Annotated in this window: 29 protein-coding genes and 1 tRNA gene; 17 read left to right on the forward strand and 13 right to left on the reverse strand. The window is 50.3% G+C overall.

Annotated elements, in window-relative coordinates; translation table 11 throughout:
- Nucleotides 1–1,047, reverse strand: a 1,047-nt coding sequence (locus tag KB557_RS01490; protein ID WP_255131030.1) for an ABC transporter ATP-binding protein, incomplete at its 3' end; no start/stop codon positions are given.
- Nucleotides 1,048–1,072: 25 nt separating this feature from the next.
- Here KB557_RS01490 and KB557_RS01495 point away from each other — a divergent pair.
- Genes KB557_RS01495 through folP form a run of 3 tightly spaced genes read left to right on the forward strand, consistent with a single transcriptional unit; the run spans nt 1,073 to nt 2,909 of the window.
- Nucleotides 1,073–1,264, forward strand: coding sequence for an RNA-binding S4 domain-containing protein (locus KB557_RS01495; protein ID WP_255131031.1), 192 nt, complete (start codon nt 1,073–1,075; stop codon nt 1,262–1,264).
- Nucleotides 1,265–1,290: 26 nt separating this feature from the next.
- The gene (gene tpiA, locus KB557_RS01500) at nt 1,291–2,034 is read left to right on the forward strand and encodes a triose-phosphate isomerase (protein ID WP_255131032.1); all 744 of its coding nucleotides are present in this window, start codon (nt 1,291–1,293) and stop codon (nt 2,032–2,034) included.
- A gap of 26 nt (nt 2,035–2,060) precedes the next feature.
- Nucleotides 2,061–2,909 (forward strand): dihydropteroate synthase, encoded by an 849-nt coding sequence (gene folP, locus KB557_RS01505; protein ID WP_255131033.1) that lies wholly within the window; start codon nt 2,061–2,063, stop codon nt 2,907–2,909.
- Here the strand turns inward: folP and KB557_RS01510 are convergent.
- Both KB557_RS01510 and dapB read right to left on the reverse strand, forming a co-directional pair.
- Nucleotides 2,866–3,510 carry a hypothetical protein gene (locus KB557_RS01510; protein WP_255131034.1) on the reverse strand — a complete coding sequence of 215 codons (645 nt, stop codon included), beginning with the start codon at nt 3,508–3,510 and terminating at the stop codon, nt 2,866–2,868. The two genes, folP and KB557_RS01510, sit on opposite strands and share 44 nt — an antisense overlap.
- Before the next feature lie 24 nt (nt 3,511–3,534).
- Nucleotides 3,535–4,356 carry a 4-hydroxy-tetrahydrodipicolinate reductase gene (gene dapB / locus KB557_RS01515; RefSeq protein WP_255131035.1) on the reverse strand — a complete coding sequence of 274 codons (822 nt, stop codon included), beginning with the start codon at nt 4,354–4,356 and terminating at the stop codon, nt 3,535–3,537.
- 68 nt (nt 4,357–4,424) lie between these two features.
- Here dapB and KB557_RS01520 point away from each other — a divergent pair, with 68 nt between their 5' ends.
- The 4 genes from KB557_RS01520 (at nt 4,425) to KB557_RS01535 (ending at nt 10,262) form a co-directional block, all read left to right on the forward strand.
- A complete protein-coding gene (locus KB557_RS01520; protein ID WP_255131036.1) occupies nt 4,425–8,414 on the forward strand; it encodes a magnesium chelatase subunit H in 3,990 nt (1,329 codons plus the stop codon).
- Nucleotides 8,415–8,496: 82 nt separating this feature from the next.
- Entirely contained in the window at nt 8,497–8,760 is a 264-nt protein-coding gene (locus KB557_RS01525) for a chlorophyll a/b-binding protein (RefSeq protein ID WP_255131037.1), read from the forward strand.
- Nucleotides 8,761–8,826: 66 nt separating this feature from the next.
- Nucleotides 8,827–9,987 carry an FAD-dependent monooxygenase gene (locus tag KB557_RS01530; RefSeq protein WP_255131038.1) on the forward strand — a complete coding sequence of 387 codons (1,161 nt, stop codon included), beginning with the start codon at nt 8,827–8,829 and terminating at the stop codon, nt 9,985–9,987.
- Between the two features lie 65 nt (nt 9,988–10,052).
- The gene (locus KB557_RS01535; RefSeq protein WP_255131039.1) at nt 10,053–10,262 is read left to right on the forward strand and encodes a DUF2949 domain-containing protein; all 210 of its coding nucleotides are present in this window, start codon (nt 10,053–10,055) and stop codon (nt 10,260–10,262) included.
- Between the two features lie 10 nt (nt 10,263–10,272).
- Here the strand turns inward: KB557_RS01535 and KB557_RS01540 are convergent, their stop codons facing one another.
- Nucleotides 10,273–10,806 (reverse strand): adenine phosphoribosyltransferase, encoded by a 534-nt coding sequence (locus tag KB557_RS01540; protein ID WP_255131040.1) that lies wholly within the window; start codon nt 10,804–10,806, stop codon nt 10,273–10,275.
- A 74-nt stretch (nt 10,807–10,880) separates the two neighbouring features.
- Between KB557_RS01540 and KB557_RS01545 the strand changes: the two genes are divergently transcribed.
- The 7 genes from KB557_RS01545 to KB557_RS01575 are packed head-to-tail and all read left to right on the forward strand — an operon-like array spanning nt 10,881 to nt 16,149.
- The gene (locus KB557_RS01545; protein ID WP_315856177.1) at nt 10,881–11,417 is read left to right on the forward strand and encodes a DUF3038 domain-containing protein; all 537 of its coding nucleotides are present in this window, start codon (nt 10,881–10,883) and stop codon (nt 11,415–11,417) included.
- Complete coding sequence (locus KB557_RS01550) at nt 11,418–12,032, forward strand: DUF4335 domain-containing protein (RefSeq protein ID WP_255131041.1); 615 nt, start codon at nt 11,418–11,420, stop codon at nt 12,030–12,032. It begins immediately after the preceding gene.
- Entirely contained in the window at nt 12,029–12,295 is a 267-nt protein-coding gene (locus tag KB557_RS01555; protein ID WP_255131042.1) for a hypothetical protein, read from the forward strand. The genes KB557_RS01550 and KB557_RS01555 overlap by 4 nt, the downstream gene beginning before the upstream one ends.
- A gap of 4 nt (nt 12,296–12,299) precedes the next feature.
- The gene (locus KB557_RS01560; protein WP_255131043.1) at nt 12,300–12,701 is read left to right on the forward strand and encodes a hypothetical protein; all 402 of its coding nucleotides are present in this window, start codon (nt 12,300–12,302) and stop codon (nt 12,699–12,701) included.
- 29 nt (nt 12,702–12,730) lie between these two features.
- On the forward strand, nt 12,731–13,456 hold the full coding sequence (locus KB557_RS01565) for a response regulator (RefSeq protein ID WP_255131044.1): 726 nt from the start codon (nt 12,731–12,733) through the stop codon (nt 13,454–13,456).
- A 3-nt stretch (nt 13,457–13,459) separates the two neighbouring features.
- Nucleotides 13,460–14,692, forward strand: a complete 1,233-nt coding sequence (locus tag KB557_RS01570) for an ATP-binding protein (RefSeq protein ID WP_255131045.1) — start codon at nt 13,460–13,462, stop codon at nt 14,690–14,692.
- Complete coding sequence (locus KB557_RS01575; RefSeq protein WP_255131046.1) at nt 14,692–16,149, forward strand: glycosyltransferase family 39 protein; 1,458 nt, start codon at nt 14,692–14,694, stop codon at nt 16,147–16,149. Before KB557_RS01570 ends, KB557_RS01575 begins: the two co-directional genes overlap by 1 nt.
- Here KB557_RS01575 and KB557_RS01580 read toward each other — a convergent pair.
- The 5 genes from KB557_RS01580 to KB557_RS01600 form a co-directional block, all read right to left on the reverse strand.
- Complete coding sequence (locus KB557_RS01580; protein ID WP_255131047.1) at nt 16,129–16,497, reverse strand: EamA family transporter; 369 nt, start codon at nt 16,495–16,497, stop codon at nt 16,129–16,131. The two genes, KB557_RS01575 and KB557_RS01580, sit on opposite strands and share 21 nt — an antisense overlap.
- Nucleotides 16,498–16,572: 75 nt before the next feature.
- Entirely contained in the window at nt 16,573–16,818 is a 246-nt protein-coding gene (locus KB557_RS01585) for a hypothetical protein (protein WP_255131048.1), read from the reverse strand.
- Nucleotides 16,819–16,867: 49 nt separating this feature from the next.
- Nucleotides 16,868–16,952, reverse strand: a tRNA-Ser gene (locus KB557_RS01590).
- Between the two features lie 77 nt (nt 16,953–17,029).
- Nucleotides 17,030–19,360, reverse strand: coding sequence for a ribonucleoside-triphosphate reductase, adenosylcobalamin-dependent (nrdJ, locus tag KB557_RS01595; RefSeq protein ID WP_255131065.1), 2,331 nt, complete (start codon nt 19,358–19,360; stop codon nt 17,030–17,032).
- 197 nt (nt 19,361–19,557) lie between these two features.
- On the reverse strand, nt 19,558–19,785 hold the full coding sequence (locus KB557_RS01600) for a hypothetical protein (protein WP_255131049.1): 228 nt from the start codon (nt 19,783–19,785) through the stop codon (nt 19,558–19,560).
- A gap of 72 nt (nt 19,786–19,857) precedes the next feature.
- Here KB557_RS01600 and KB557_RS01605 point away from each other — a divergent pair, with 72 nt between their 5' ends.
- Genes KB557_RS01605 through KB557_RS01615 form a run of 3 tightly spaced genes read left to right on the forward strand, consistent with a single transcriptional unit; the run spans nt 19,858 to nt 22,506 of the window.
- Nucleotides 19,858–21,510, forward strand: coding sequence for a peptide chain release factor 3 (locus KB557_RS01605; protein ID WP_255131050.1), 1,653 nt, complete (start codon nt 19,858–19,860; stop codon nt 21,508–21,510).
- A gap of 53 nt (nt 21,511–21,563) precedes the next feature.
- Nucleotides 21,564–21,794, forward strand: coding sequence for a hypothetical protein (locus tag KB557_RS01610; RefSeq protein ID WP_255131051.1), 231 nt, complete (start codon nt 21,564–21,566; stop codon nt 21,792–21,794).
- Nucleotides 21,795–21,840: 46 nt separating this feature from the next.
- The gene (locus KB557_RS01615; RefSeq protein WP_255131052.1) at nt 21,841–22,506 is read left to right on the forward strand and encodes a CPP1-like family protein; all 666 of its coding nucleotides are present in this window, start codon (nt 21,841–21,843) and stop codon (nt 22,504–22,506) included.
- A gap of 117 nt (nt 22,507–22,623) precedes the next feature.
- Here KB557_RS01615 and KB557_RS01620 read toward each other — a convergent pair whose 3' ends face one another.
- The 4 genes from KB557_RS01620 to KB557_RS01635 form a co-directional block, all read right to left on the reverse strand.
- A complete protein-coding gene (locus KB557_RS01620) occupies nt 22,624–22,977 on the reverse strand; it encodes a type II toxin-antitoxin system PemK/MazF family toxin (protein WP_255131053.1) in 354 nt (117 codons plus the stop codon).
- A complete protein-coding gene (locus KB557_RS01625) occupies nt 22,974–23,198 on the reverse strand; it encodes an AbrB/MazE/SpoVT family DNA-binding domain-containing protein (protein ID WP_255131054.1) in 225 nt (74 codons plus the stop codon). The genes KB557_RS01620 and KB557_RS01625 overlap by 4 nt, the downstream gene beginning before the upstream one ends.
- A 95-nt stretch (nt 23,199–23,293) precedes the next feature.
- Complete coding sequence (locus tag KB557_RS01630; RefSeq protein WP_255131055.1) at nt 23,294–23,725, reverse strand: type II toxin-antitoxin system VapC family toxin; 432 nt, start codon at nt 23,723–23,725, stop codon at nt 23,294–23,296.
- The gene (locus KB557_RS01635) at nt 23,722–23,964 is read right to left on the reverse strand and encodes an AbrB/MazE/SpoVT family DNA-binding domain-containing protein (RefSeq protein ID WP_255131056.1); all 243 of its coding nucleotides are present in this window, start codon (nt 23,962–23,964) and stop codon (nt 23,722–23,724) included. The genes KB557_RS01630 and KB557_RS01635 overlap by 4 nt, the downstream gene beginning before the upstream one ends.
- Between the last annotated feature and the right edge of the window lie 11 nt (nt 23,965–23,975).

A 23,975-nucleotide genomic window follows, 5' to 3' on the forward strand; every position in this document is an offset into this window, starting at 1 on the left:
GCTGTAGCCAAAACTCACCTGATCCAATTCCAAGCGTCCCTGCAGCTGCGGAAGCGCTATTGCCCCTGGCATATCGGGGGGTTCAACCGGCTCTTCTTCAATCGCCCGCAACCTGCGCAAAGATGCCTGGCCTTGTTGAAATTCGTTGAAATTAGTTGTGAGATGGGAAATTGGATCGATCAACATCAATAAAGCAGCCACATAGCTGCTGAAACCGGCTCCACTCAGACCCCCAGCACTGATCCGGGCAGCACCGATCAGAAGCACCGTGAGGATTCCTGCCGCTTCGATAAAACCCACAACTGGGTGCTGTAAAGCCAGCAAGCGCATGGTGCGATATCTGGCTTGGCGATGTAGATCAATCTCCGTTTCAAATCGCTGCTGCAACCAAGCTTCTGCCGCAAATGCCCGCACCAGCGGCAAGCCATTAATCGCCTCCCCAAGCAAGCCGGCTAATTCACTTACCTGCTGCTGACTGCGCTCTGCTGCCCCCATCACGCGGGCGCCAAAAACACTCACCAAAAGGGCCACCAAAGGGGCCAGCAGCAAGGTGGCTAAAGACAGCTTCCAATCCAGGAAAACCATGTAGCCAAATACTGCTACCAGCTGCAGCGCACTTGGTGTGGTGTCTTGGATTGTTTTATAAATAACCTCACCAACGCGATCAGCATCCTCGGTGAGGCGATAGGTGAGATCGCCAGAGGAAAGCTTTTCTAAAACACCAAATTCCAATCTCTGCAGGCGGGCAAACAATTGACGCCGCAGGGCCTGGCTTACCTGTAAAGCAGGGGCGGCCAGCAGTGTGTCTTGGCCGAATTGGGCCAATTTCTGCACAAGAAATAAGGCCAAGGCAACACTAATAACCCGCAAAACACGGCTGAAATCGCCGCTGCCGATTGCCGGGATCAATTGACCTGCCTGAGCTGCCAGCAAGGGCCAACAGGCCACAAATACCAGCATGCAAAGGCCGCCGGCCGCAAGGCGCCCCCTGTGGGGCTTTAGCAAAGGCAGCAACCTGCGGAAGCCTGCCGAAGGGGATGCAACCATTGCCGCAGATTACCCCTCTGGTTTGATGCAATTGGATCAATTCCTTAAATTTCAAGGCCTTGTGGGCACTGGTGGCGAAGCAAAACTGCTAATTCAGCAGGGCTTGGTTCAGGTAAATGATGAAATTGAAAAGCGTCGTTCCCGCCAATTACAGAAAGGCGACAAGATAAATCTCGCCTCAGAGCAATTTATTTATTCAGGTGAGCCCACCAACTAAGTTGAGCTGCTTGAGAGAGGGATCGCTTGAGTAAGGGATCGCGTCCGGTTGTGATTGCCGGCAACTGGAAAATGCACATGAGTTGCAGTGAGGCGCGAGCCTTTGCAGCGCAGTTTTTACCGCTGGTGGCCAATACCCCCAGAGATCGCAGCATCGTGCTGGCACCGCCTTTTACAGCCCTGGAAACAATGCATCAGGCCCTCGCTGGCAGTGCAGTGCAATTGGCGAGTCAAAACGTTCACTGGGAGGGCAGTGGCGCCTTCACCGGCGAAATTTCAGCGGCGATGCTGTTGGAACACGGAGTTGGTTACACAATTGTTGGCCACAGCGAACCGCGCAAATATTTCAGCGAAAGCGACGAACAAATCAACCACCGGGCGCGTACGGCCCAAGCCGCCGGCTTGATACCAATCCTTTGCGTTGGTGAAAGCGATGAACAACGCAGCAGTGGCGACACCGAAAGGGTGATTCGCCGCCAAGTTGAACAAGGCCTCGATGGCATCAATCCAAACCAACTTGTGGTGGCCTACGAGCCAATCTGGGCTATCGGCACCGGTAAAACCTGTGCCTCTGAGGAGGCAAACCGAGTTTGCGGTTTAATTCGCACCTGGGTGGGTCAGCCAAGCCTCACGGTGCAATACGGAGGATCGGTTAAAGCTGGCAACATCGATGAATTAATGGCGATGTCTGATATCGATGGAGTGTTAGTGGGGGGTGCCTCACTTGAAGCTGAAGGATTTGCCCGAATTGCCAACTTCATACTGAAATAAAAGATTTGATCCGTGCAACCAGGGTGATGGGGGTTTTAAATATCACCCCTGATTCCTTTAGCGATGGGGGCCTCTTTTACGACCCCAACCGTGCTTTTAAAGCCTTGGTTCGCATGGCAAAACAGGGGGCCGCAATAATTGATATCGGCGCCCAAAGCACTCGCCCGGGGGCCATCGAATTAAGCCCTGAACAGGAATTAGAACGGCTTCTGCCCCTTTTCAGCTTGATCTGCCAAGCCAGACGAGCAGGCGAGCTTCCCGCTGATTTATTGCTCTCGATAGATACATTTCATGCACCCGTAGCAGCGGTGGCACTGGCCCACGGGGTGAATTGGGTAAATGATGTGTCTGCAGGCACAGCTGATTCAGCAATGTTGCCCTTAGTAGCAAAAGCAGCTTGCCCCTATGTATTGATGCATCGCCGCGGTAATAGCCAATCAATGGGAGATCTAAATAACTACAACAATGTGGTGCTGGAAGTGGAAGATGAGCTGTTGCAACGCAGCGCTGCTGCGATAGCAGCTGGGGTAGAGCCAAGCCAGCTGTGGTGGGATCCAGGCTTGGGCTTCGCCAAAAATAAAGACCAAAATCTCGAATTACTTGATGGCTTACAGCGCTTAGCTGCCCATGGTTACCCGCTGCTGGTAGGGCCGAGCCGAAAGCGTTTTATTGGCGAAATTTTGAACGAAAAAAGAGCTCGTGCCCGTAGCTGGGGAACTGCAGCAGCTGTGTGTAAAGCGATCGCCGCTGGAGCGACAATGGTGCGGGTGCACGATGTGGCAGCGATGCTGCAAGTTTGCGCCATGGCTGATGCTTTATGGCCCCATTCAGCTACCGCAAGCGTCGCAGACAAATTTCTTCAAAAGCAGGCCTGAGTAAATAGGGATAGTCGCCAACCCAAAGCTTGGCTTGGGGCACCCAGCCATCGGACAGCCTGGCAATTTTGGAAAAATCAGCCCGTTCAGAGAGCACAAGACAACGAATCGTCATTCCCTTTCGCAAAGTTTTATGGGCCTTATCAAGGGGAAAACGCAACTGCGCCAGGTAACCATCTTCATCCTCAAGTTCAAGGCAAAGCCAGGTGCGGCGATTTTCCACTAATTCAAGTCGGCCCTCTTTATCGGTGGTTTCTTGACGCCCTTCTAGTTTTTCCTTGGTGTAGAGATCCTTAATTTGGCCTTCAAACAAGGCCGCCGCCGGATATTTACGTAGCTGGCCATTGCGGCCACCGGCCTGGATGATTGGCCCCCAGAGCACGTAGAGAAGCATCACGAGGCCGAATACGAGCCAAAGGTTGCTCCAGCGGGAGCCGAAGCCCCCCTGGGCTATCAAGAGGGGAATCAGGCCACCGAGGGTGGATATCAAAACCCGCTGTAACACCAGCTGGGGGCCGCCAGAACAAAAACTAAATTGGGGGCCACTTGCCACCGCAGGGATCAACCTCTGCAGTTCACCTGGCTTTAGGGGAAGAAGCATTCGCTTAGTTTGCCCGCTAACGCTTCACAGCAAGCGCTCTAGGCCATAAACCAAACCTGGCAACTGGCGCACCTTGCGAATAGCTAGCAATACACCTGGCATGTAAGCGGCTCGATCAAATGTGTCGTGGCGCAGCACATAGCGCTCCCCAGCCGCCCCAAATTGCACTTCCTGGTGGGCCACCAGCCCCGGCAGGCGAATCGAATGAAGCCGCAAACCGCTTTCTCGCAATCCGCCGCGGCAGCCAGCCAAGCTTTCATGTTCATCAAGCTCAGGGGAATTAAAGCTTTTGCCGAGCTCCTCGAGTAATTCAGCTGTTTTGATGCAGGTGCCGCTTGGCGCATCCGCCTTGCGGTTGTGGTGAAGCTCCACCAGTTCTGCGTGGTTGTAAAACCGAGCAGCAGCGGCAGCGGCCTGCTGAAGCAGCACCATCCCCACCGAAAAATTGGGGATTACGGCTGCCCCCATCGTGGCTTTAACGGCGAAATCGGCTAGATCTTGAATCTGTTCGGGGCTGAGCCCTGTGGTGCCAATTACCGGCGCCACTCCATAGGCAATCGCAGCCCTGGCGTGCTTGTAAACCACCTTGGGATGGGTGAAATCCACTAACACTGAGCCCGGATGCTGTTGGCTAGCCATACACAAACTGCCTTCAAGATCAGCCGTTACGGCCACCTCGAGCGCTTTCAAACCAAGGGCTAGCCCCACATCTTCACCCTCCTGCCCTGGGGTGGTGTCGATCGCGGCAACCAACTCACAATCGGCGCACGCCTGCAAAGTTTTAACGAGTTCAGCTCCCATCCGGCCTAGCGCCCCGGCAACTACAACTGGAATAGGCTTGTTCATGGATTCGAGCAAAATTCAACGCAAGGCACTGTTACTCCGTAATCTTTACTGATCAAAACCAGAGCTGCATGTTTACCCAAGTTCGTTCCGCCAGTCGCAGGGTGAGCCCAGGCCCCAACGCCTCTCGGAATGTTATGCGGGTGGTTTATCTGGTTTTAGAACCGCAATATCAAAATTCATTAACCCAAGCGGCAAACGCCCTAAATGATCAATCCGTTGATTTTTCAGTTGAGCTTTGTGGTTACTTAATTGAGGAGTTAAGAGATCAAGAGAATTACGAACAATTTTGCGCTGATGTAGCTGCGGCTGATGTATTTATTGCCTCTTTGATTTTCATTGAAGATCTTGCTCAGAAAGTTGTTGAAGCGGTTGCTCCCCATCGAGATCGCCTAAAGGCAACGGTGATCTTTCCCTCGATGCCAGAGGTGATGCGATTGAACAAGTTGGGTAGTTTCACAATGGCTCAACTGGGGCAAAGTAAAAGCGCGATTGCCCAATTTATGCGCAAACGCAAAGAAGCTGGGGGAGCCAGCTTTCAAGATGCGATGCTTAAACTATTAAATACCTTGCCAACAGTATTGAAGTATTTACCAATTGAGAAAGCTCAAGACGCAAGAAGCTTTATGCTTAGTTTTCAGTATTGGCTAGGGGGAACTCCAGATAATCTAAAAAATTTATTATTAATGCTTGCTGATAAATATGTATATCCGATTAGCGAAGGTGAAAGAGCAGATATAAACGTATTAGATCCTGTTGTATTCCCAGATCTGGGGATATGGCATCCTCTTGCTCCTGCGATGTTTGAGGATATTAAAGAATACCTAAATTGGAGCAATAGCCGCAGTGATTTAGGTTCTGGGCCATTGATAGGGCTTGTGCTCCAGCGGAGCCACATCGTTACAGGCGACGACGCTCACTACGTTGCACTAATTCAAGAACTTGAATACAGAGGCGCAAGGGTAATTCCTGTATTTTGTGGCGGCTTAGATTTCTCTAAACCGGTAATTAGTTACTTTTTTGATCCCTTAAATCCAAATCAAGCCTTAGTTGATGCCGCTATATCGTTAACTGGATTTGCATTAGTAGGGGGGCCGGCCCGCCAAGACCATCCCAAGGCGATTGAAACCCTGAAAAAACTCAACCGGCCCTACATGGTTGCACTGCCATTGGTGTTTCAAACAACCCAGGAATGGGAAGGTAGTGACCTTGGTTTGCATCCAGTGCAGGTGGCACTACAAATAGCTATCCCTGAATTGGATGGGGCTATTGAACCAATAGTGCTAAGCGGCCGTGATGATGCCACCGGTAAAGCTCACACATTGCAGGATCGCGTTGAGGCAATTGCCGGAAGGTCGATCCGCTGGGCCAACCTGCGCTTAAAACCAAGGGCTGAAAAGAAACTAGCTATCACTGTTTTTAGCTTTCCCCCTGATAAAGGAAATGTTGGCACCGCAGCCTATTTAGATGTGTTTGGCTCAATTCATCGGGTTTTAGAAGAGATGCGCGCCCGTGGATATCAGGTGGGAAATGTGCCAACAACAGCAAAAGCACTTATGGAATTAATTCTCAAAGATCCTGAAGCGATGGAGGGTTCCCCCGAACTAGCTATCGCCCACAGGATGAGCGTTGCTGAATATGAAAAGCTCACCCCTTATTCGGAAAGATTAGAAGAAAACTGGGGTAAACCACCCGGGCAACTCAACTCGGATGGTCAAAACCTCCTTATTTATGGCCGACATTTCGGCAATGTTTTTGTTGGAGTTCAACCCACATTTGGCTATGAGGGTGATCCGATGAGGCTGCTTTATTCAAGGAGCGCTAGCCCCCATCACGGTTTTGCTGCTTACTACACATATCTTGAAAAAGTTTGGTGCGCTGATGCAGTGCTCCATTTCGGCACCCACGGTTCGCTTGAATTTATGCCTGGAAAACAGATGGGTATGAGTGATAATTGTTATCCAGATTCATTAATTGGCGAATTACCAAACCTTTATTATTACGCTGCTAACAATCCATCAGAAGCAACGATTGCTAAAAGAAGAGGATATGCTTCTACGATTAGTTATCTCACACCACCAGCCGAAAATGCCGGCCTATATAAAGGGCTAAAAGAACTGGGCGAACTCGTTGGTTCTTATCAACAATTGAGAGAAAGCAGTAGAGGTGTTCAGATTGTTAACGCAATCGTGGAAACCGCTCGTTTATGCAATTTAGATAAAGATGTAAATCTACCTGATAACGATTCTCAAGGCTTAGAAAAAGCAGAACGCGATGCTGTTGTTGGTGCGGTGTATCGGCAGCTCATGGAAATTGAGAGCCGGCTACTGCCATGTGGTTTGCACACAATCGGCAAACCACCCACAGCGGAAGAAGCAGTTGCCACTCTTGTGAGCATTGCCGCTCTTGAAAGAGAGGAGGAAAATCTAAGGGGTTTGCCAGGGCTTTTAGCTGAAAGCATTGGCCGCACTATTAGCAGCATCTACAAAGGTAACGATGAGGGAGTGTTATCAGATGTAGAACTAAATCAAAAAATTACCGCCACTTGCCGGCTTGCCGTTGGGGCAATGGTAAAAGTTGTTACCGGCCGCGATGGCAGGGTAAGCCTGCGCCAAAACTTCGGCTGGTTATTACAACTATTAGAAAAAGTAGGTTTCAAATTAACAAGCCCATGGCAAAAAGCTTGCAGTAAAGCTGGATTTGCAGCAGTGGATAACGTGGCCTTAGATAAATTATTTAGTTATTTGCGTTTTTGCTTAGAGCAGATTTGCGCAGATATGGAATTGGAAAGTTTGCTGCGAGCCCTGGATGGGGAATATGTTCTGCCAGGGCCAGGCGGCGACCCAATTCGGAATCCTGGGGTGCTGCCAAGTGGCAAAAATATTCATGCTTTGGATCCCCAGTCGATACCAACAAGAGCGGCTATAGCTGCGGCAAAAGTTGTTGTTGATCGACTGATCGAACGCCAAAAAGCTGAGCAAGGTAGCTGGCCTGAAACGATTGCTTGCGTATTGTGGGGTACAGATAATATAAAAACCTACGGCGAATCTTTAGCTCAAATACTTTGGTTTATAGGAGTTAAGCCAGTTGCTGATTCTTTGGGTAGGGTAAATAAATTAGAATTGATCAGTCTTGAGGAACTGGGCCGCCCGCGAATTGATGTGGTTGTTAACTGTTCCGGTGTATTTAGAGATCTATTTATAAACCAGATGGGATTAATTGACCAAGGCGTCAAATTAGCCGCTGAGGCTGATGAACCGCTCGAACTTAATTTTGTGCGGCGCCATGCCTTAGAGCAGGCAGAAATTCAAGGCAGCAGCTTGCGAGATGCTGCAACTAGGGTATTTTCTAATGCCAGTGGCAGCTACAGCTCTAATGTAAACCTTGCGGTTGAAAACAGCAGTTGGGAGCAGGAAGAAGAGCTGCAGGAAATGTATTTAAACCGTAAAACCTTTGCATTCAACGCAGACAACCCAGGTGAAATGAATCAAAACCGGGATGTTTTTGAATCGGTTATGAAAACAGCCGATGTAACTTTCCAAAACTTGGATTCCGCCGAAATTTCCCTTACAGATGTGAGCCATTACTTTGATTCCGATCCCACAAAATTAATCGCTGGGCTTCGGGAAGACGGCAAAGCACCCACTAGTTACATAGCAGACACCACAACCGCAAATGCCCAGGTGCGCTCCCTTGGTGAAACAATCAGGCTTGATTCACGTACAAAATTATTGAATCCCAAATGGTATGAAGGGATGCTTAATTCTGGCTACGAAGGGGTGAGGGAAGTGGCAAAACGCCTCAATTTCACTTTGGGATGGAGTGCCACCAGCGGTGCCGTAGATAACTTTGTATATGAAGAAGCTAATGAAACTTTTATAAATGATGCTGAAATGCGCAAGCGTTTAATGGATTTGAATCCCCACAGCTACCGACGAATAGTTGGCACATTATTAGAAGTGAACGGACGCGGTTATTGGGAAACCTCTGAAGAAAATATCCAACAATTGCAGGAGCTGTACCAGGAGATCGAAGATCGCATCGAAGGGGTTACCAACTAGACGCCTGGCCCCTGCACGACTGGCCAGCTTTTGTAACGAACCGCAACAATGTGTTATTATTCTTAAAGTTTCCTCTAGAGCCATGGATTCCAACTCACCTGCAACCGCATCTTCTAAGGCCACCATCCGTGGCGCCACCGTTACCACTGAAGATGGCGGCCGCCTGAATGCCTTTGCAGCTGAGCCACGCATGCAGGTTGTGAGCCCAGAAGATGGCTGGGGCTTCCACGAGCGCGCAGAAAAATTAAATGGCCGCATGGCAATGCTTGGTTTTATTGCCCTTTTGGTTACCGAAAATATGCTTGGTGGCCAATCTTTCACCCACGGGTTGCTTGGCTTGGGTTGATATCCGCCCCAATCAAACCGCAGTAGTTCAATTACCCGCGGCAGAATTCCTGCAGCGGGTTTTTTTATGGGTAGCACTGCTCCTTCAAATACATTTTATGCCTGGGTGAGTGGAGCAGGACCCACCGGCTGCATCGCTGCTCTTGGCTTAGCGGCTGCCGGCTGGAAAGTTGTATTACACGACCCCACTTCAATGCAGCAACTGCGCAGCCGTAGCCGCGCCTATGCCCTTACCCATTCCAGCAAAAAGTTATTAGCGGAACTGGGAATTTGGCAAGAATTAATTAAAAACAGTCAGGCCTTTAAAACATTGCAACTAAGTGATAGTAGCAATCATAAATCAGTTTGCTTCCATCAAAATAACCAGGATTTGGGTTGGATTATTAATCACCCAAACTTGATGGATTTACTGCTGGAACGCTGCAGGCAAAACCCCTTAATCGAGTGGCGAGTTGGCGAAACTATTGATCCTGATAGCGAGATAAACAATTCACCAAGCCAGCTGAAAGTTATTGCTGAAGGTGGCAATTCAGCGAGTCGCAAAGCGTTGGGAATTGGATTTTATGGTTGGCCATACCGGCAGGGATGTTTAACAGTGCAATTGGAATTGCAGCCGCAGCAACAGTTCGCTGGAATTCAACCAGCCCATACGGCTTGGGAAATGTTTCGCCCAGAAGGCCCCTTAGCTGTACTTCCGCTTGGGGGTAATAGCTATCAAGTTGTATGGAGTGCCCCATTTAAACGTTGCCAGGAGAGGGCAGCTCTTGATCCAGCCGCGTTGCTAGAAGCACTAGCGCAGGTTCTGCCAATCCAACTGAAGCCAATCGCACTGCTTGATAAACCCGGCGCTTTTCCTGTGGAATGGCGCATCGTTCCAAAGTTGGTGCATGGCAATCAACTGCTTTGCGGCGAAAGTGCCCACCGTTGCCATCCAGTGGGGGGGCAGGGCCTAAATCTTTGTTGGCGCGATGTAGCTGTTTTGGTTTCAGAAGCCAGGCGGATGCGCTTCAGGGGTACAAATTTGGCTGTAATGCTGCGTAGATATCAGCAACGTCGCTGGCTGGATCTGATCTGCACCATGGTGGCAACAGATGCCTTAGTGCGAATATTTTCCAACCAGCAACCGCTGCTGCGCTGGCTGCGCTGCAGGCTGCTGCTGCTACTAAAAAGCAGTGCAACCCTCAGGCAATTGAGCCTAAAAATGGCAAATGGGGGGTGGGCAAATTAAAAAGCAAACCTTTTTTAATTCTTTCTTAATAGCTATCTGCTTTTTTTAGCGGCACACTGCAGGCCATGGTAATTACAACCTCTCCACAACCCGTCCCCCAATCTGCCCTTGTGGAATTCATCCGCAGGGATATCGGCTTGAGCGAAGACGCCTTGGCCTTGGGAGTGCGACAAGCGGTGCAGGAGCAGGCGCCTTTGCCAGTTACCTTATGGCGTTTTGGTTTGTTGAGTTTAGGCCAATTAAATCAAGTTTTCGACTGGCAGGAGCGGCAGTAATAACTTCATTTTAATAACTAATTAACACTTCTACCGGTTCATTTTCTTTTAAACGTGCCCGCCCAGAAAGATCTGTTAATTCTGCGATAAATCCGTAGCCGCAAACTTCGGCGCCCACTTTCGCCACAAGAGCCGAACACGCCGCCGCTGTGCCTCCTGTAGCTAAAAGGTCATCAATTATCAACACCTTTTGCCCAGCCGCTAAAGCATCAGCTTGGATTTCCAAACGATCACTGCCGTATTCCAAGCTGTAATCAATACCAATAACTGATCCTGGTAATTTTCCTGGTTTACGCACTGGCACAAAACCCTTTCCCATAGCAGAGGCAAGCGCAATCCCAACTAAAAATCCTCGGGCTTCGATGCCCACAATTAATTCAGGTGAATGGGATTCCAACTTCTCTGCTAGATCCTGTATTACTAAATTCCAAATGTTTGGATCGCGCATTAATGGGGTGAGATCTCTAAACAAAATTCCTGGCTTTGGAAAATTTGGAACATCCCGCACCAAGGCCCGCAACTGCTGGTTTTGGGATTGATCCATTGCTACCGGCATTGGGCAGGGGGTGACGATATGCCTGCTCTACTGCCATCATCGCAGCCATCGGCCCCTTATTTTTGAACCTTCAACTCCCGCTAAACCAAAAGCGTCCGTTACCGCGTAGAGGAATGGAACGGCTTGATTTATTGCTACTTGCGATAGAGGCTTTGGATCTACACGGCAGTGAAGCGATGCTGTGGAGCTGTGAGCAGTTGGATTTGCAACAGCCCTTCCCAGATCGAGTTGCCCTATGGAAAACTCGCTGCCGCAACCCCCTTAGGAGGGCAAGTCGCAGGGGGGAATGGAGCATTGAAGAGCAAGAGGGCTTGATTCGTTTGGTGTGCAGCCTTTCCCAACGGCTTTATCCAATGTTGCGTCAACTGCTTTCCAGCAGCGAGCCGGATGAATTAACCAATCAGCGCTGGGCCCTTTTCCAAGAGCGCTACAACGATTTAATTAGCGAAAGGATGAATTTAAAAAGAGGGGCGGTGCGTTTGCTACTGGATCAAAAAACCGGAGCGCAGCGCCGCCGCGAAGTTGTGCAAACCCTTGCGCTTTGCGCAGGGGGAGCAGGCATGCAACGGTTAGGGGCGTGCTTGATGGACGGTTACTAGATGAATTCCTTTGGAGGCATGGCCCTGCGTTATGAGCAATCCAGCTGTCGTTTGGAATTAAAGGGTCTTCCAGACGTAAGCGCTCAACCCCAAAGCCCAAGCAACAGTGAGCTGCTTTTATCGATTCTTACCTCATGGGAATTGAATCTTGGCCAACGGGCTTCACTGCAAGGCAAACGGGAACACCTCGAGGCATTAGTTGAAACTGTGCTGCCTTACGTGCGCCTAATGCTCAGTGGTGCTGCCCATAAACAAACAAGCAAAACAGCAGTTGTGGTGGTAGCCCCAAGGGGACGGGGCCATCAATTGCAACTCATAAGCAGCCAACCGAATACGCCGCCGCTTGATTTACAGCTTGACGATGCTGAATTAGCAGATCTCACCCAATGCTTAGATCAAATGCTGCTGGATCCACGCCAGGGCTTGAACTTTAAGCAGCCCTTGCTGAAGCCTCAAAAGCATCAAGCCGCTGCCCCAGCGATGGTGCATAGCTGGGCTGCCCCCAGCGCGGCAATCGCCGCAGTAGCCCTCTGCGCATTGGTTGCAATGTTGCTGCCCATACCAAAACCGCTGCTGCCTGCTAGCCCCCAACCAATTGAGCGGCAAAAGCCATGACTCAAACGCCCAGTTGGAGTGAATTAAGAAGGTTGATTACTCGCCTTGGCAGTGAACTGGATGTGGTGGTGCGCAGCGACCCCGAGGTGTGTGGCCTCAGCGGCGAAAATTTTTTGATTAGCCTTCATCACACTGGCCAAGGGGATTGCACAGTGGATGGCCTCAGCTTGGTGCAATGCCCCAATGGATTGGTGATTGATGAATTTATGCGCTGGATGATTCAAGCCGGTTACTTGACCCATCCTTTGAGCTCGATAGCGTGAGTGGATGCAAGCGCTAAAGCAAAAATCGGCGTTAAGGCCCCGGCGGCGCCGCAGACCCCCAGCAGCAAAACATCTGCAGGCTGTGGTGCTGGCTTTGGCTTGGATGGCAGCAGGCTTAGGTTTGATCTTTGGCCTTTCCCAACTACCTAGCCGCTTAGATACGCTGCTTTATTTCAGCACTGCCCTCGGCAATATCAGTGTTGGTTTAGTGCGTCTTGGCCTTGGGATTATTCAAACGCTTGGCGCCTTAGTTTTGATTGGATTAGTAGTAGTGAGTTTAGTTTTAATACTTGGTGGCTTGGTGCGATTGGTGAGGATTATCAATCCAGATACGCCGATTTCATATCCTCTCAAAAAAGTAGAAAAATCTATTCCAACCGCCCCCGTTAAAAGCTGGCGTATCTAAAAGCTGCGATCATTCCCATAGTGCATTCCATGGCCAAGGCGCAAACCATTTGGGTGCTGGATGACGATCCAGAACTAAGGCAGCTGCTTAACACCTATCTCAGTGATCAAGGCTATGAAGTGCGCACCCTTAACGACGGCAAACAACTAAAAGCGCGGCTTGAATTCCAACGGCCCCATTTGCTGGTGCTGGATTTGATGCTGCCAGGAGATGACGGTTTAACTATTTTGCGGCGCCTCAGAGATGCAGGTGATGATTTGCCTGTTGTGATGCTCACGGCTAGAGGAGAAGCGGTAGATCGCATCATTGGCCTTGAACAAGGGGCCGATGATTATCTGGCAAAACCTTTTATTCCAAGAGAACTCACCGCCAGGATTGAGGCGGTTCTGCGGCGACGTGGCGCAATGCCAGCAGGTATGCCTGTGGCTCAAGGGGAGCTGATCGAATTTGGTGAAAACCGCCTCGATCTAGCCGCCCGCACCCTGGAACGCGCTGGCAGTGCTGTGGTGATTACCAGTGGTGAATTTGGCCTGCTGGCGGCCTTTGTGCAAAATCCCCATCGCCCCTTGTCAAGGGAACGTTTAATTGAATTGGCCCGCGGCCCAGCAAGTGATACAGATAGCCGCAGTATGGATGTGCAGGTATCGAGAGTACGCAAATTGATCGAAGCAGACCCCGCCAGACCCCGCTATCTACAAACTGTTTGGGGATATGGATATGTGTTTGTTCCAGACGGCACCTCCCGTAGCAAATAAATAATGCTGCTCAGATTTATTTTATTTTTAACGCTCGGTTGGGCTTTAAGCCTTGGCCTATTGCAGCAACTGCTGGGTCAACGGCTGGAGCGGGCCCAGATGCAGCAGCTGGGGCGCAATCTGGCTGAGGTTATAAAACTGAGCCAGATGGTTTTAGAGCGCTTTCCGCCAGCGCTGGTGGCTGAGCTCAGTGGTTTGCCCCTTGCCACCAATATCAAGTTCGCTGGCAACCAGCAGGGCAATCGCGATCGTGAATTAAGGCTGGAACTGTGTAAACAGCTGCGCCATTGCCCTGAAGTTCGCCCTAATAAAAGTGGAGTGGCGGGGGTATGGGTGGAACTGCTAAGCCCCTTGGAACCGGTTTGGTTATATGTGGCACTACCAAGCAATCGCTGGTGGCCACCCGATCCAATGTTGGCTTCCTATTCCTTAATAAGCGGCACGGTAATAGCAGGGGCATTGTTTCTATTATTAGAGGTGCAAAGACCGCTGCACAGGCTTGAGAACGCACTCGGCAGGGTGGGTTTGGAGCAAAGGCCAGCACCATTACCAAAAGAAGGGGCCGTTGAAGTGCAACGGCTAAGCGGCCGTTTTAATTCCATGCTGGCCCGATTAGAAGCAAGCGAAACAGAACGGGCCACGATGCTTGCGGGGATCGCCCACGACCTAAAAAGCCCGATCACCAGATTACGGCTGAGGCTGGCGGTGGAATCCGCTAGCCCCCAAGCCCAGGCCGATCTTGACGCCCTTGAGCGGATTACAGGTCAATTTCTTCTGTTTGCTGGGGGCGGGCAAGGGGAGCAAAAAATATTGCTGCCATTAAATGAATTAATTGGTGAATTAAGCGCCCGATATGATGATAAATATTTGGAATTATTTTTACAACCTTTACAAGCCTTAGTGCAACCGGTGGCCCTCAGCAGAGCACTTGCAAATTTAATCGATAATGCCCTTTGTTATGGAGCTCCACCATTAGTAATCCAACTCATGAAAGAGGGTTCGATGGTGCTTATTAGCATTACCGATCAAGGTGATGGAATCTGCCAAAGCGAACGTGAGCAAGCTTTGATGCCTTTTCATCGGCTTGATTCCTCTCGGAGCGGGAGTGGCCACTGCGGTTTGGGCCTTGCGATTGCCAGCAGGGTGGCGGAATTGCATGGGGGCAAGCTCGAATTTCGTGATCCTCCTGACGGTGGATTCAGTGTGTGCTTGCTGCTAAGTGAGGATTTGAGCTAATGAAAACTATTGCTAAATACCTGTTACTGGGACTAGGGCTAAGAATTGTTATTGCCCTATTGCTGCCTCCTGGATACGACGAGGCTTATTACCTTTTTTACGGCCATCATCTAGCGGCCAGTTATTACGATCACCCAATCATGGTGGGTATCTGGGCTTGGCTTGGCTGGCAATTTCCTGGCGATAGCTTTGGCCTGCGAATCCCAAGCCTGATTAGTTACACAATCGCTAGTGGCCTGTTAGCACTGGCTGCGCGCAAACGATTAACACCGGGCAGTGGCGTTTGGACGGCAATTTTGACGGGTCTATCGCCGTTGTTGCTGGTGGTTGGAGGCGTGATGTTGCTGCCGGATGCTCCTTTACTGCTGAGCCTTAGCGCTGTGGTGTGGGCCCTTGCCGTGGGGCTTAGCTGGGGCTGGCTGGGCTTGCTGCTGGGATTTTTAACCTTAAGTAAATATCAAGCCCTGCCACTTTTGTTGTGTTTGTTGTGTTGGGCCCTGAGCCAAAGCCAAACTCGGAAACGCCTATTTAGCTGGGAGGGGCTACAGGCCTTTGGCGGCTGGTTAGTTGTATCAAGTCCTTTATGGCTCTGGAACCTCCAAAACGGTTGGATTTCGTTTCTATTTCATAGCGCCCGCACTCAAGGCGCTGAGGGTTTCAATTTTTCAGGCCCACCTTTATTTTTACTTACCCAAATATTGGCTTTATTCCCAACTATTGCGTTATTGCTGCTGCTGGGGTTAACACCACAAAAACCAGATCGATACAGCACATTTCGCGAATTACTGCGTTGGCTGGTGATCCCACAACTGCTGTTGTTTTTACTTTTAGCTGGCCGCATGCAGGTATTGGTGAGTTGGCTGGTTCCCACCTGGTGGTTGCTAGTGCCCCTGGCGGCTGAACGCTTGGCCCAGGCCCAGGCAAATGGTGCCCGATGGTTAAAACCCTGGATTTGGTTCACAGCATTGCTGCCGCCAGTGCTGATGTTGGTTGCCGCAAGCCATGTGCGTTTTGGGATCGGCAGCGCATTGCTACCAAACAAATTAGACACCTCGAAAGAATTATTCCCCCCCGCTCGCCTGCGGCAAGCTTTGCAAAATAACCCTGCCCTATGGGAAAAACTAAAAGCTGCCAAGCTACTGGTGGGTCAGCGGTATTACGAACCTGGATTACTTGCTTTGGCCTTAGGGGGAGATAGCAAAGCCACCTTCACCACAATCAATAAAGATGCCCGCGGTTTTGCCTTCTGGCGCCCACCCAATGGCTTTCAAGGTAGCTCCGGTATTTTATTTCGATTAACCGAACCCAAACAAGGCAATAAAGAATTAGAAATCAAGCAGCAACTTGGCTCTCTTACCCCCATAGGAATAGTTGATCTTCCAAGGGGTGGAAAAACTGCGCAGCGGATGGAATTTTTTAGCTTCGCTCCAATCCCACTACTTAGCGAGGGAAAATAACAAACCACCACCACCAATTAATACCAAACCCACCCATGCATAAATAGTAGGGCGCTCCCCCAAAAAGAGAAAACCGATAAGCGCTACTACCAATAAACTGAGCCGATCAACAGGAACCACTAAAGAAACATCACCCTCTTTTAGAGCTCTAAAAAAGCAAAGAGAAGATAAACTTGTTGAAATACCAGAAAGAACAATAAATATCCATGTTTGTTGCGACAAAACAAATGGATTGCTCCACTTACCAGCTGCAAAAATAAGGAGTGGTAAAAATATAGAAACAACAAATGTTCTTACTAAAGTAGCAAGATCTGGATCCACCTCCTCTAAACCAACCTTTGCGAACACTGCAGAAGTACCGGCAAAAACCGCTGAAAGCAGTGCCCAAATAAACCAAAGAGGCAATCCGCCAAACACTAGGTACTACCAACCCTGGGGAGCTTCAGCAAAACCGGAAGAGGAGCCACCAAAGGCTTCATCATCAAACCAATCTGGGTCGTGGGCATCAGCATCAAGTTCATCATCTGGAACTGGATCCGCTGGGATTTGATCTTCTGATAAGGGGACGACTGCTTCAATTTCACCTGGAGTGGGGAGAGGGGATGCCTGCATTGATGCGCCGGGCCCGAAATAACTGATCCCATTAAGCCTCACGCGAAGGCGCTCCATGGCAGATCAAGAGCTCTATGAGCGAACCAAAACATCAAACCGATTAAAACGGAGGGGGCGGGATTCGAACCCGCGGAAGCTTTCACTTCGCTGGTTTTCAAGACCAGAGCCATCAACCACTCGACCACCCCTCCATAAGCTTGAACCTGAAGCATCAGGCCAACACTCATATAAGTGAGTTTGACACGTCAAACCACCTAGCCCAAGCTCCTTACCCTTGCTTTGCAAGCGGCAAGAGACATTTATCAGAATCGCACCCAGCAGGGCCTGCCTCCACCAATTCACCGCTGTCGTAATGCTGCAAAGCATCAAAGAAATCAGGGTTGCGTCGCCTGGTTACCACCTCAGCATTGAGCTGCAGATAAGTGGCCTCATCAATCGGTTCAAACGGCAGACGCGGGAAGGTGGCATTGGCATCAAAACGAGCTAGTAATGCCGCCGATATGTATCCCTGGCCCTGCTGAATTGTTTGATAGATCGCATCAGCTAGTGGTTCGATTTCGTTTTCGCGAAATTCAATGGTGGCTGAGGTGTTGTGGGCGGTGTAGTGCTGCTGCACTTGCATATAAAAATCAAATTGCGCCATGGCAGAAAAATTATTAATTTCCACTAAATCCGCGCCGGGTAAATTCGCCCAACTCACCTGGGTGGGTATCTCAACAAGCCATTCCGTGCAGCGGGGATCAAACGGATCATCAAGCAAGCGACCCTGGTCGTCTTTATCACTTTGAGAGGGCACGATTGTGTAGCCATAATCGAGACAGGCGAGGGCTACAGGATCGTTTTTGCGGAAAGTAATGCGGCGAATAAAGCGCTGAGCTTTAGGGGGATGCCAACCGGGTGATGCACCGGTAAGCAAACTTTTTGTTCCTGCAGGTTGCACCGTGGTGCAACGATTTGGACGCCGCAGCTGGTGACGATCGCAATACTCCCAAACCGCTTCGTTAACAATCTGCTTCCAACGGTTTAAAAATTCAGCTTCCTGTTGCTTAAAGGCCTTACCTTCAGAATTTGCGGGGCGGCCCGCCTCCCACCATTTCAACCATGGCGTTCCAAAGGCGTGCACAAAGAAATCAAATAAGCCGGTAAAACTTACCCCAACAATCGGATCCCATGCCCTGCTTTGGCGATAACGTTCCACCTCAAAGCGATGATTCAGCAAACAAGCAACAGCTAAACCAGCGGCTTTAAACGCATCGGCTTGGCCTACCAAATCAGTGGGATCAATTTGATTGAGATGAACTTCTGCCAAGTTGCAGTGAAAATCAGCGCCAAGGATTTCACCGCAAGGATTTAAGCCGTAACGATTTAGGCGATGTTCTAATTCAGCATCGTTGATGGCTGGATGATTTAACTGCAACCAACGGCCTGCTTCTTCTCTACCTTGCTCGCAATAAATATCTTGAAATTCAAGCCGTAGTTCAGGGGTATTTAATAAATCTGCATTAGATCTTGCAATTGCTTCTGGTGCAAATTGAATAGCCCCCTCACCGGAATTAAATTGCTTTAATACCGCGTCGTACACCACATCGCGGCTAGGACGATTGTGAAATACACGGGTATGGTTTGCCATCCGCAGCGAATCGCGTTCTGGATCAATGCTCCAGTTGCCTTGTTCGTCTTGCTGCCAGAGGTTGTCTTTTGCAACTGATGCAGCCTGATCATTAGCTGCAAATTGCCTCATCCCAGCGCTGCGGCGAATATTGCCAGCAACAATCGTTACAGCTGCTTCATCGATTAGTAAGCAACATTCCACTGAAGTGAGCTTGCGGCCATTGGCCCGATTAAGGATTTGGGCAACCCTTGTGTATAGATCTTTCAGCTTTACCGGATTGGCCATGCCGCCAAATCCTTTGAGGGTTTCACCAACGGGTCGCACATCGGATAGGTCAACCGAGATCTCTATTGGCAAAGCAGGATCAAAACTTTCGTTACTACAAAGTTCAAGCAGCAATTGATAGCTATCAACCCAGCCCCTACGCGTATCACCAACCTTGATCAGAACGGATTGGCCACTGATGCTATGGCTGGTGCGATCTTCGCGGGCTGCAGGCGATGTGACGCCGATATCGCTAACGCTTTTAATCCTGATGCTGTTGCGCACCGTTGGCAAACGATCGATTAATCGCGGCTCAATGATGGCGCCGGTGCCGCAGCCCATCATTGCTAGATCCATCATCAAGCCGAAGGCTTGCCAATCCACCAGATTTGTGGAAGTGCAGTTGTAAGCACCAGAAAAATTTTCAGGTTTTTCAATCCAAGCGGTGCCACCAATCCAAAGCCAACGGCCAGAAGGTAAAGACTTTTGGCGTTGTTGCATGCGGCGGATCATCTCCACTTCAGCTAGATCCAAACCACCCAATATCCGTAAACCTTCAAGATTTCGCTCAGAAACCTGCTGCCAGCTTTCACGACCGTTAGGGGTTTTACGGCTGTAGGTGCGATAAAAAACAGGGTTTGCAGCTGGAGCTGTTATCGGGAAATCAACGGGGTCTTGATTGTTTGAGTTCAACTCTTCAAGCCGTTGGAGGGTCGAGGTCACCGGCGCTAGATCTGGTATTACGAGGGAAGCTAATACGCCATCGGTAGCGGTAGGGGGAGAATGCCGGCCATTGATCTGGCCCAAAGCTCATAGCCCAAAGCTGAAGCCTTGGTGTTGCTGAGCTTTAAAGGATTAATTAATGAAGACTAAAAAAAACAGCGGCTTTGATTAAAGCTATTTATTAGCTAAAACAAAAACTAATAGCCAAGCAGCCTGATCCTAAAAGCCGCTAATTCCTGCGCCTGGGCTGGTGCCTGCAACAAAAATGGATGGCTTGCCAATTGCAGCATTACTTGCTCCAAACGCTCTTCACGGCTTAATTTTTGTGCTTCCAAGGCCTGCCAAGCATCGCTAAAAGCCATCGCAAAACCATCTGGATTATTAAAAACGGTTTGGCTTGAAGCACTGGGATCTGGGCGAATCACTAGAAAAATCCACAGATTCTCAAAAGGCTACATAGCTGGCGTTTTGGCGTTGCGACCTGCCAGGCTTAAGGAATGACGACCAGCAGCACTGAACCGGCAACTTGCAGCCCAGAAGAAATTGCCTTTCGGGCCGCTGTTGCGAGAAGGCGTAATTTTGCAATCATTTCCCATCCGGATGCGGGAAAAACAACCCTTACCGAAAAGCTATTGCTTTATGGCGGTGCGATTCAACAGGCGGGGGCCGTTAAAGCAAAAGGTGAACAGCGACGCGTTACCTCAGATTGGATGGAAATTGAAAAGCAAAGGGGAATTTCTATTACTTCTACGGTGCTGCAATTTGATTACAACGGCAACACAATCAACTTATTAGATACCCCAGGCCACCAAGATTTTTCAGAGGATACCTATCGCACTTTAGCGGCTGCAGATAATGCTGTGATGCTGGAAGATGCAGCGAAGGGCCTTGAACCGCAAACCCGCAAACTTTTTGAAGTGTGCAAGATGCGGCAAATACCAATATTTACTTTTATAAATAAGATGGACAGGCCGGGGCGGGAGCCGCTGGAATTATTAGATGAGATTGAAAAGGAATTAGGTTTAGCGCCATGGGCCGTTAATTGGCCGATTGGTAGTGGTGAACGTTTTCGTGGCGTAATCGATCGACGCAGTAGAGAAGTGATCTTATTTCAACGGGCGGAACGCGGACGCCAAGCAACTGAAAGTAGGCTGCAATTAAATGATCCAAATCTTAAAAATCTGGTAGAGCCTGAATTACTAGATCAAGCAATTGAAGAGTTAGAATTATTAGATACTGCAGGGGCTGAATTAGAATTAGATCTTGTGCATGCAGGCGCCCTAACCCCAGTTTTTTTTGGTAGCGCCATGACTAATTTTGGTGTGCACCCATTCTTAGATACATTCTTAGAACTAGCCCAGAAACCTGTTGCGCGCCAAAGTAGAGAAGGTCCCATAGACCCATTGAGCACTGATTTCAGCGGCTTTGTATTTAAATTGCAGGCAAATATGGATGCGCGCCATCGCGATCGTGTTGCTTTTGTGAGGGTATGTTCTGGAAAGTTTGAAAAAGACATGACCGTGCAACATGCCCGCAGCGGGCGCTCGATTCGGCTGTCGCGGCCGCAGAAATTATTTGGCCAAGATCGTGAGGTTGTGGATGAAGCCTTTCCTGGAGATGTAATTGGCTTAAATAATCCTGGGATGTTTGCAATTGGGGATACTTTATATAGTGGAACCAAGGTGGAGTATGAAGGTATCCCATGTTTTAGCCCAGAACTTTTTGCCTGGTTGCGTAATCCAAATCCATCTGCATTTAAAAGTTTTCGTAAAGGGGTGAATGAATTACGGGAAGAAGGGGCAGTGCAAATTCTTTACGACACCGATCAAAGCAAACGGGATCCAATCCTTGCGGCCGTGGGTCAACTGCAACTAGAGGTTGTACAACATCGGCTTGAAAACGAATACGGGGTGCCAACCCGCCTAGAACCTTTGGGTTTTTCAGTGGCTCGTTGGGTTAGTGGCGGCTGGCCGATGCTTGAAAGCGTGGGTCGTATTTTTAATTGCAAAACCGTGCGTGATTGTTGGGACCGGCCTGTGTTGCTATTTAAAAATGATTGGAATTTGAATCAACTACAAGAAGATCATCCAGCCCTAGAGCTTGCCTCTGTTGCGCCTGTAGTGAGCGGGCTTGAACCAATCAGCTTATGAGCCCACAACCAAGGCCTGGCCTCGCCAAGATGGATATAGAAGATGTGAATTAAATGCTGAGCCAGTGGTGGGTGCGGCCACGCAACGACGGAGGCTGCGATTACGTGAGGCTACGCAGCAGCTCAATTCAAGGTAAAGAGCAGTATGAATGGATAGAAGGTTGCCACCTACCACCTCAAATGCCTCTACTTAAGAAGCGCCGTTGGTTGAGCCTTGAGGCGATGCCTCTACAGCGCCATCAATTAGAAGCCCATGGTTATCAACCCAGCAAACCAGTTTTTTAAGCCTTACCCAAACCCCTAATTCTCTGCAGATACTGCAGGTTCCCCCATGGCCCAGGGCACCCTTCCCCCCAATCCAAATAGCAGTGATCCCTACGAGCAACTCGGCATTGCTGCTGACGCCACTTTTGAACAGGTGCAAGCCGCGAAACAGAATTGCTTAAACCAAATAAAGGCAGATGATGCTTTGGGTCGTGCCCGGGTTGAAACCGCCTACGACTCAGTTTTGATGCAACGCCTTAAAGAACGCCAATTAGGGCAACTCACAGGGGCAGCAGCTACGGCATCAAAACGGGAAGCGGCAAGCAATGCAGCTCCAGCAGCCCCTGCCCTGCCCCGCTTAGCAGTTCTACAAAACCTGCCACGCCCAAAATTGCAATGGCAGCAGCCAAGCATCAAGCTCGCTGAAGAAAAGCAACTCTGGTGGCCACTGGCAGGCCATGGCCTATTACTGCTTTTGTTGCTTGTAGTTGGCAATCAATTAGGCACACCGGAATTGTTACTAGCTCTAGCAAGCTTGCTAACGATCGGAGCTTTACAAAGAAGAAGGTCGCGGCTATTTGCAGCAGTGGGCCTAACAATTGCTGCTTTAGCTATTGGTTTATTAATTGGTAGCCTCATAAGTGCCGGATCCAGCCTGCCCATAGGGGAAGCTCAATTTGCGGCAATACCAGCACTCCTTCTTCTTGCCGCAACTGCTGTGTTATTTGATTAAATAGTTAAGCTATTAAATACGATTGCGTTATTGTGCGTTTTTAAAGTTTAATTTGGGTATTAAGATCCATAAATGGTTGTAGAGCAGGTAATAACTCCAGCACGTGAACTTGATGTATCAGTTCAGCTCAGTGGGGTGGGGCAGCAGCTTGGCCAGCTGGGCAATTACGGCGACGCGATCAACTTCGGATAGGGCGCCCAAACTGCTAAGCACCAGTCGCTCATCCAAAGTGAACAGCTTCAAGCGCACCACGCAAGGAATGAGCAGGCCTGCGTGGTCAAGATCATCAATCGGCCAATCCAGGGGCCAGGAGGATTGGCGCGTTGAGGTGATCATCGCCAGCAGCAGGTGCCCGCAGGCTTGCTGAAAGCCTGGCTTAGAAAGCACCAACGCAGGCCGCCGCTTTTGGGCCTGGCGATCCGTGAAGGGAAAGGGCACCCGCACCACAGAAAAGCTGTCGAAAGCACTCATAGATCAGCAAAGGCTTGCTCATCGGCCGGACTGCTCCACTCGCTCAGCGTGCCCTCCAGCCCCTGCAAATAGGCCACATCCAAAGGCGCCACGGCCCTCACACGCACCGAGCCATCTTGCAGCTCCCAGCTGAGCTGATCGCCCTGCCGCAGGCCTAGGGCGTCACGCACAGCCTTTGGCACGGTGACCTGCCCCTTGGCGGTGAGCGTGGCGATATCCATCACGAGCCTCAGGTGAGCCCGCTCAGCCTACGCCGAAAACTTCCTTGCGGTAAGGCGTCCTTACCGCAAGGCTAAGGATTGAGTTAATAGAGGCGTCAACCTTCCTGGCAGAGGGGCACAACCACCGACGGCGGCAGGTTGAGCTGGCGGATGCGCCGGGCAAACCCTCGATCATCGAAAGAGGCGATTACCTCGCAGTCGCGGCAACTGGCGTGGTGCAGAGCGTCGGCAAAATCGAGACCAGAGCGCAAACCCGCCAGCGCCTGCTCCAGATCCGATCGGTCTTCGACGCTGAGACAGGGGTGATTCAGGAGCTGCTCAAACACCTGCAGCACTGATTCCACGGCAAAGCCGTAATAACCGCGTAACACCCACTCCAGCTCCAGGGCCACGGTCTTAGGCAGAAACAGCTCCTGGCCGGATTCGATCAACTGGCGCGCCGCCTGGCGCTGGGCTGCGGTGGCAGCATCAGCGTCAGCCTCTTCTACGAAATAGCGGGCCAACACATTCGTATCGAGCCCGATCACGGGCGCAACAAGCAGGCGGCATCGAAGTCGGCCGGCACCGGCGGGCGCTGGCTCTTGAGCATCCCAAAGCCACTGGCGGGCAGGGGCTGCTGCGTGCGCCAGGGGCGCACCTCGATGTGGTCACCCACCAGCACGAAACAGACGCGACTGCCCCGGGCCAGGCCGAGCTGCTGGCGTAGGGCCTTTGGGATCGTGACCTGCCCCTTGCTGGTCATCGAGCAGGTGCTGGATGCATCCACGGCCGAATACA

The organism is Synechococcus sp. Cruz CV12-2-Slac-r (assembly GCF_024346075.1).
GTDB lineage: Bacteria > Cyanobacteriota > Cyanobacteriia > PCC-6307 > Cyanobiaceae > Synechococcus_D.

Excerpts from the sequence above, each read along its gene's own strand:
- KB557_RS01615 (WP_255131052.1), top strand. The coding sequence starts at position 21,841 with ATGGCCCAGGGCACCCTTCCCCCCAATCCAAATAGCAGTGATCCCTAC.
- KB557_RS01620 (WP_255131053.1), bottom strand. The coding sequence starts at position 22,977 with ATGAGTGCTTTCGACAGCTTTTCTGTGGTGCGGGTGCCCTTTCCCTTC.
- KB557_RS01570 (WP_255131045.1), top strand. The coding sequence starts at position 13,460 with ATGCTGCTCAGATTTATTTTATTTTTAACGCTCGGTTGGGCTTTAAGC.
- KB557_RS01550 (WP_255131041.1), top strand. The coding sequence starts at position 11,418 with ATGAATTCCTTTGGAGGCATGGCCCTGCGTTATGAGCAATCCAGCTGT.
- KB557_RS01540 (WP_255131040.1), bottom strand. The coding sequence starts at position 10,806 with ATGGATCAATCCCAAAACCAGCAGTTGCGGGCCTTGGTGCGGGATGTT.
- KB557_RS01510 (WP_255131034.1), bottom strand. The coding sequence starts at position 3,510 with ATGCTTCTTCCCCTAAAGCCAGGTGAACTGCAGAGGTTGATCCCTGCG.
- KB557_RS01520 (WP_255131036.1), top strand. The coding sequence starts at position 4,425 with ATGTTTACCCAAGTTCGTTCCGCCAGTCGCAGGGTGAGCCCAGGCCCC.
- dapB (WP_255131035.1), bottom strand. The coding sequence starts at position 4,356 with ATGAACAAGCCTATTCCAGTTGTAGTTGCCGGGGCGCTAGGCCGGATG.
- KB557_RS01565 (WP_255131044.1), top strand. The coding sequence starts at position 12,731 with ATGGCCAAGGCGCAAACCATTTGGGTGCTGGATGACGATCCAGAACTA.
- KB557_RS01525 (WP_255131037.1), top strand. The coding sequence starts at position 8,497 with ATGGATTCCAACTCACCTGCAACCGCATCTTCTAAGGCCACCATCCGT.
- KB557_RS01625 (WP_255131054.1), bottom strand. The coding sequence starts at position 23,198 with ATGGATATCGCCACGCTCACCGCCAAGGGGCAGGTCACCGTGCCAAAG.
- KB557_RS01560 (WP_255131043.1), top strand. The coding sequence starts at position 12,300 with ATGCAAGCGCTAAAGCAAAAATCGGCGTTAAGGCCCCGGCGGCGCCGC.
- KB557_RS01555 (WP_255131042.1), top strand. The coding sequence starts at position 12,029 with ATGACTCAAACGCCCAGTTGGAGTGAATTAAGAAGGTTGATTACTCGC.
- KB557_RS01575 (WP_255131046.1), top strand. The coding sequence starts at position 14,692 with ATGAAAACTATTGCTAAATACCTGTTACTGGGACTAGGGCTAAGAATT.
- KB557_RS01610 (WP_255131051.1), top strand. The coding sequence starts at position 21,564 with ATGCTGAGCCAGTGGTGGGTGCGGCCACGCAACGACGGAGGCTGCGAT.
- KB557_RS01535 (WP_255131039.1), top strand. The coding sequence starts at position 10,053 with ATGGTAATTACAACCTCTCCACAACCCGTCCCCCAATCTGCCCTTGTG.
- KB557_RS01605 (WP_255131050.1), top strand. The coding sequence starts at position 19,858 with ATGACGACCAGCAGCACTGAACCGGCAACTTGCAGCCCAGAAGAAATT.
- KB557_RS01585 (WP_255131048.1), bottom strand. The coding sequence starts at position 16,818 with ATGGAGCGCCTTCGCGTGAGGCTTAATGGGATCAGTTATTTCGGGCCC.
- folP (WP_255131033.1), top strand. The coding sequence starts at position 2,061 with ATGGGGGTTTTAAATATCACCCCTGATTCCTTTAGCGATGGGGGCCTC.
- KB557_RS01530 (WP_255131038.1), top strand. The coding sequence starts at position 8,827 with ATGGGTAGCACTGCTCCTTCAAATACATTTTATGCCTGGGTGAGTGGA.
- KB557_RS01495 (WP_255131031.1), top strand. The coding sequence starts at position 1,073 with ATGCAATTGGATCAATTCCTTAAATTTCAAGGCCTTGTGGGCACTGGT.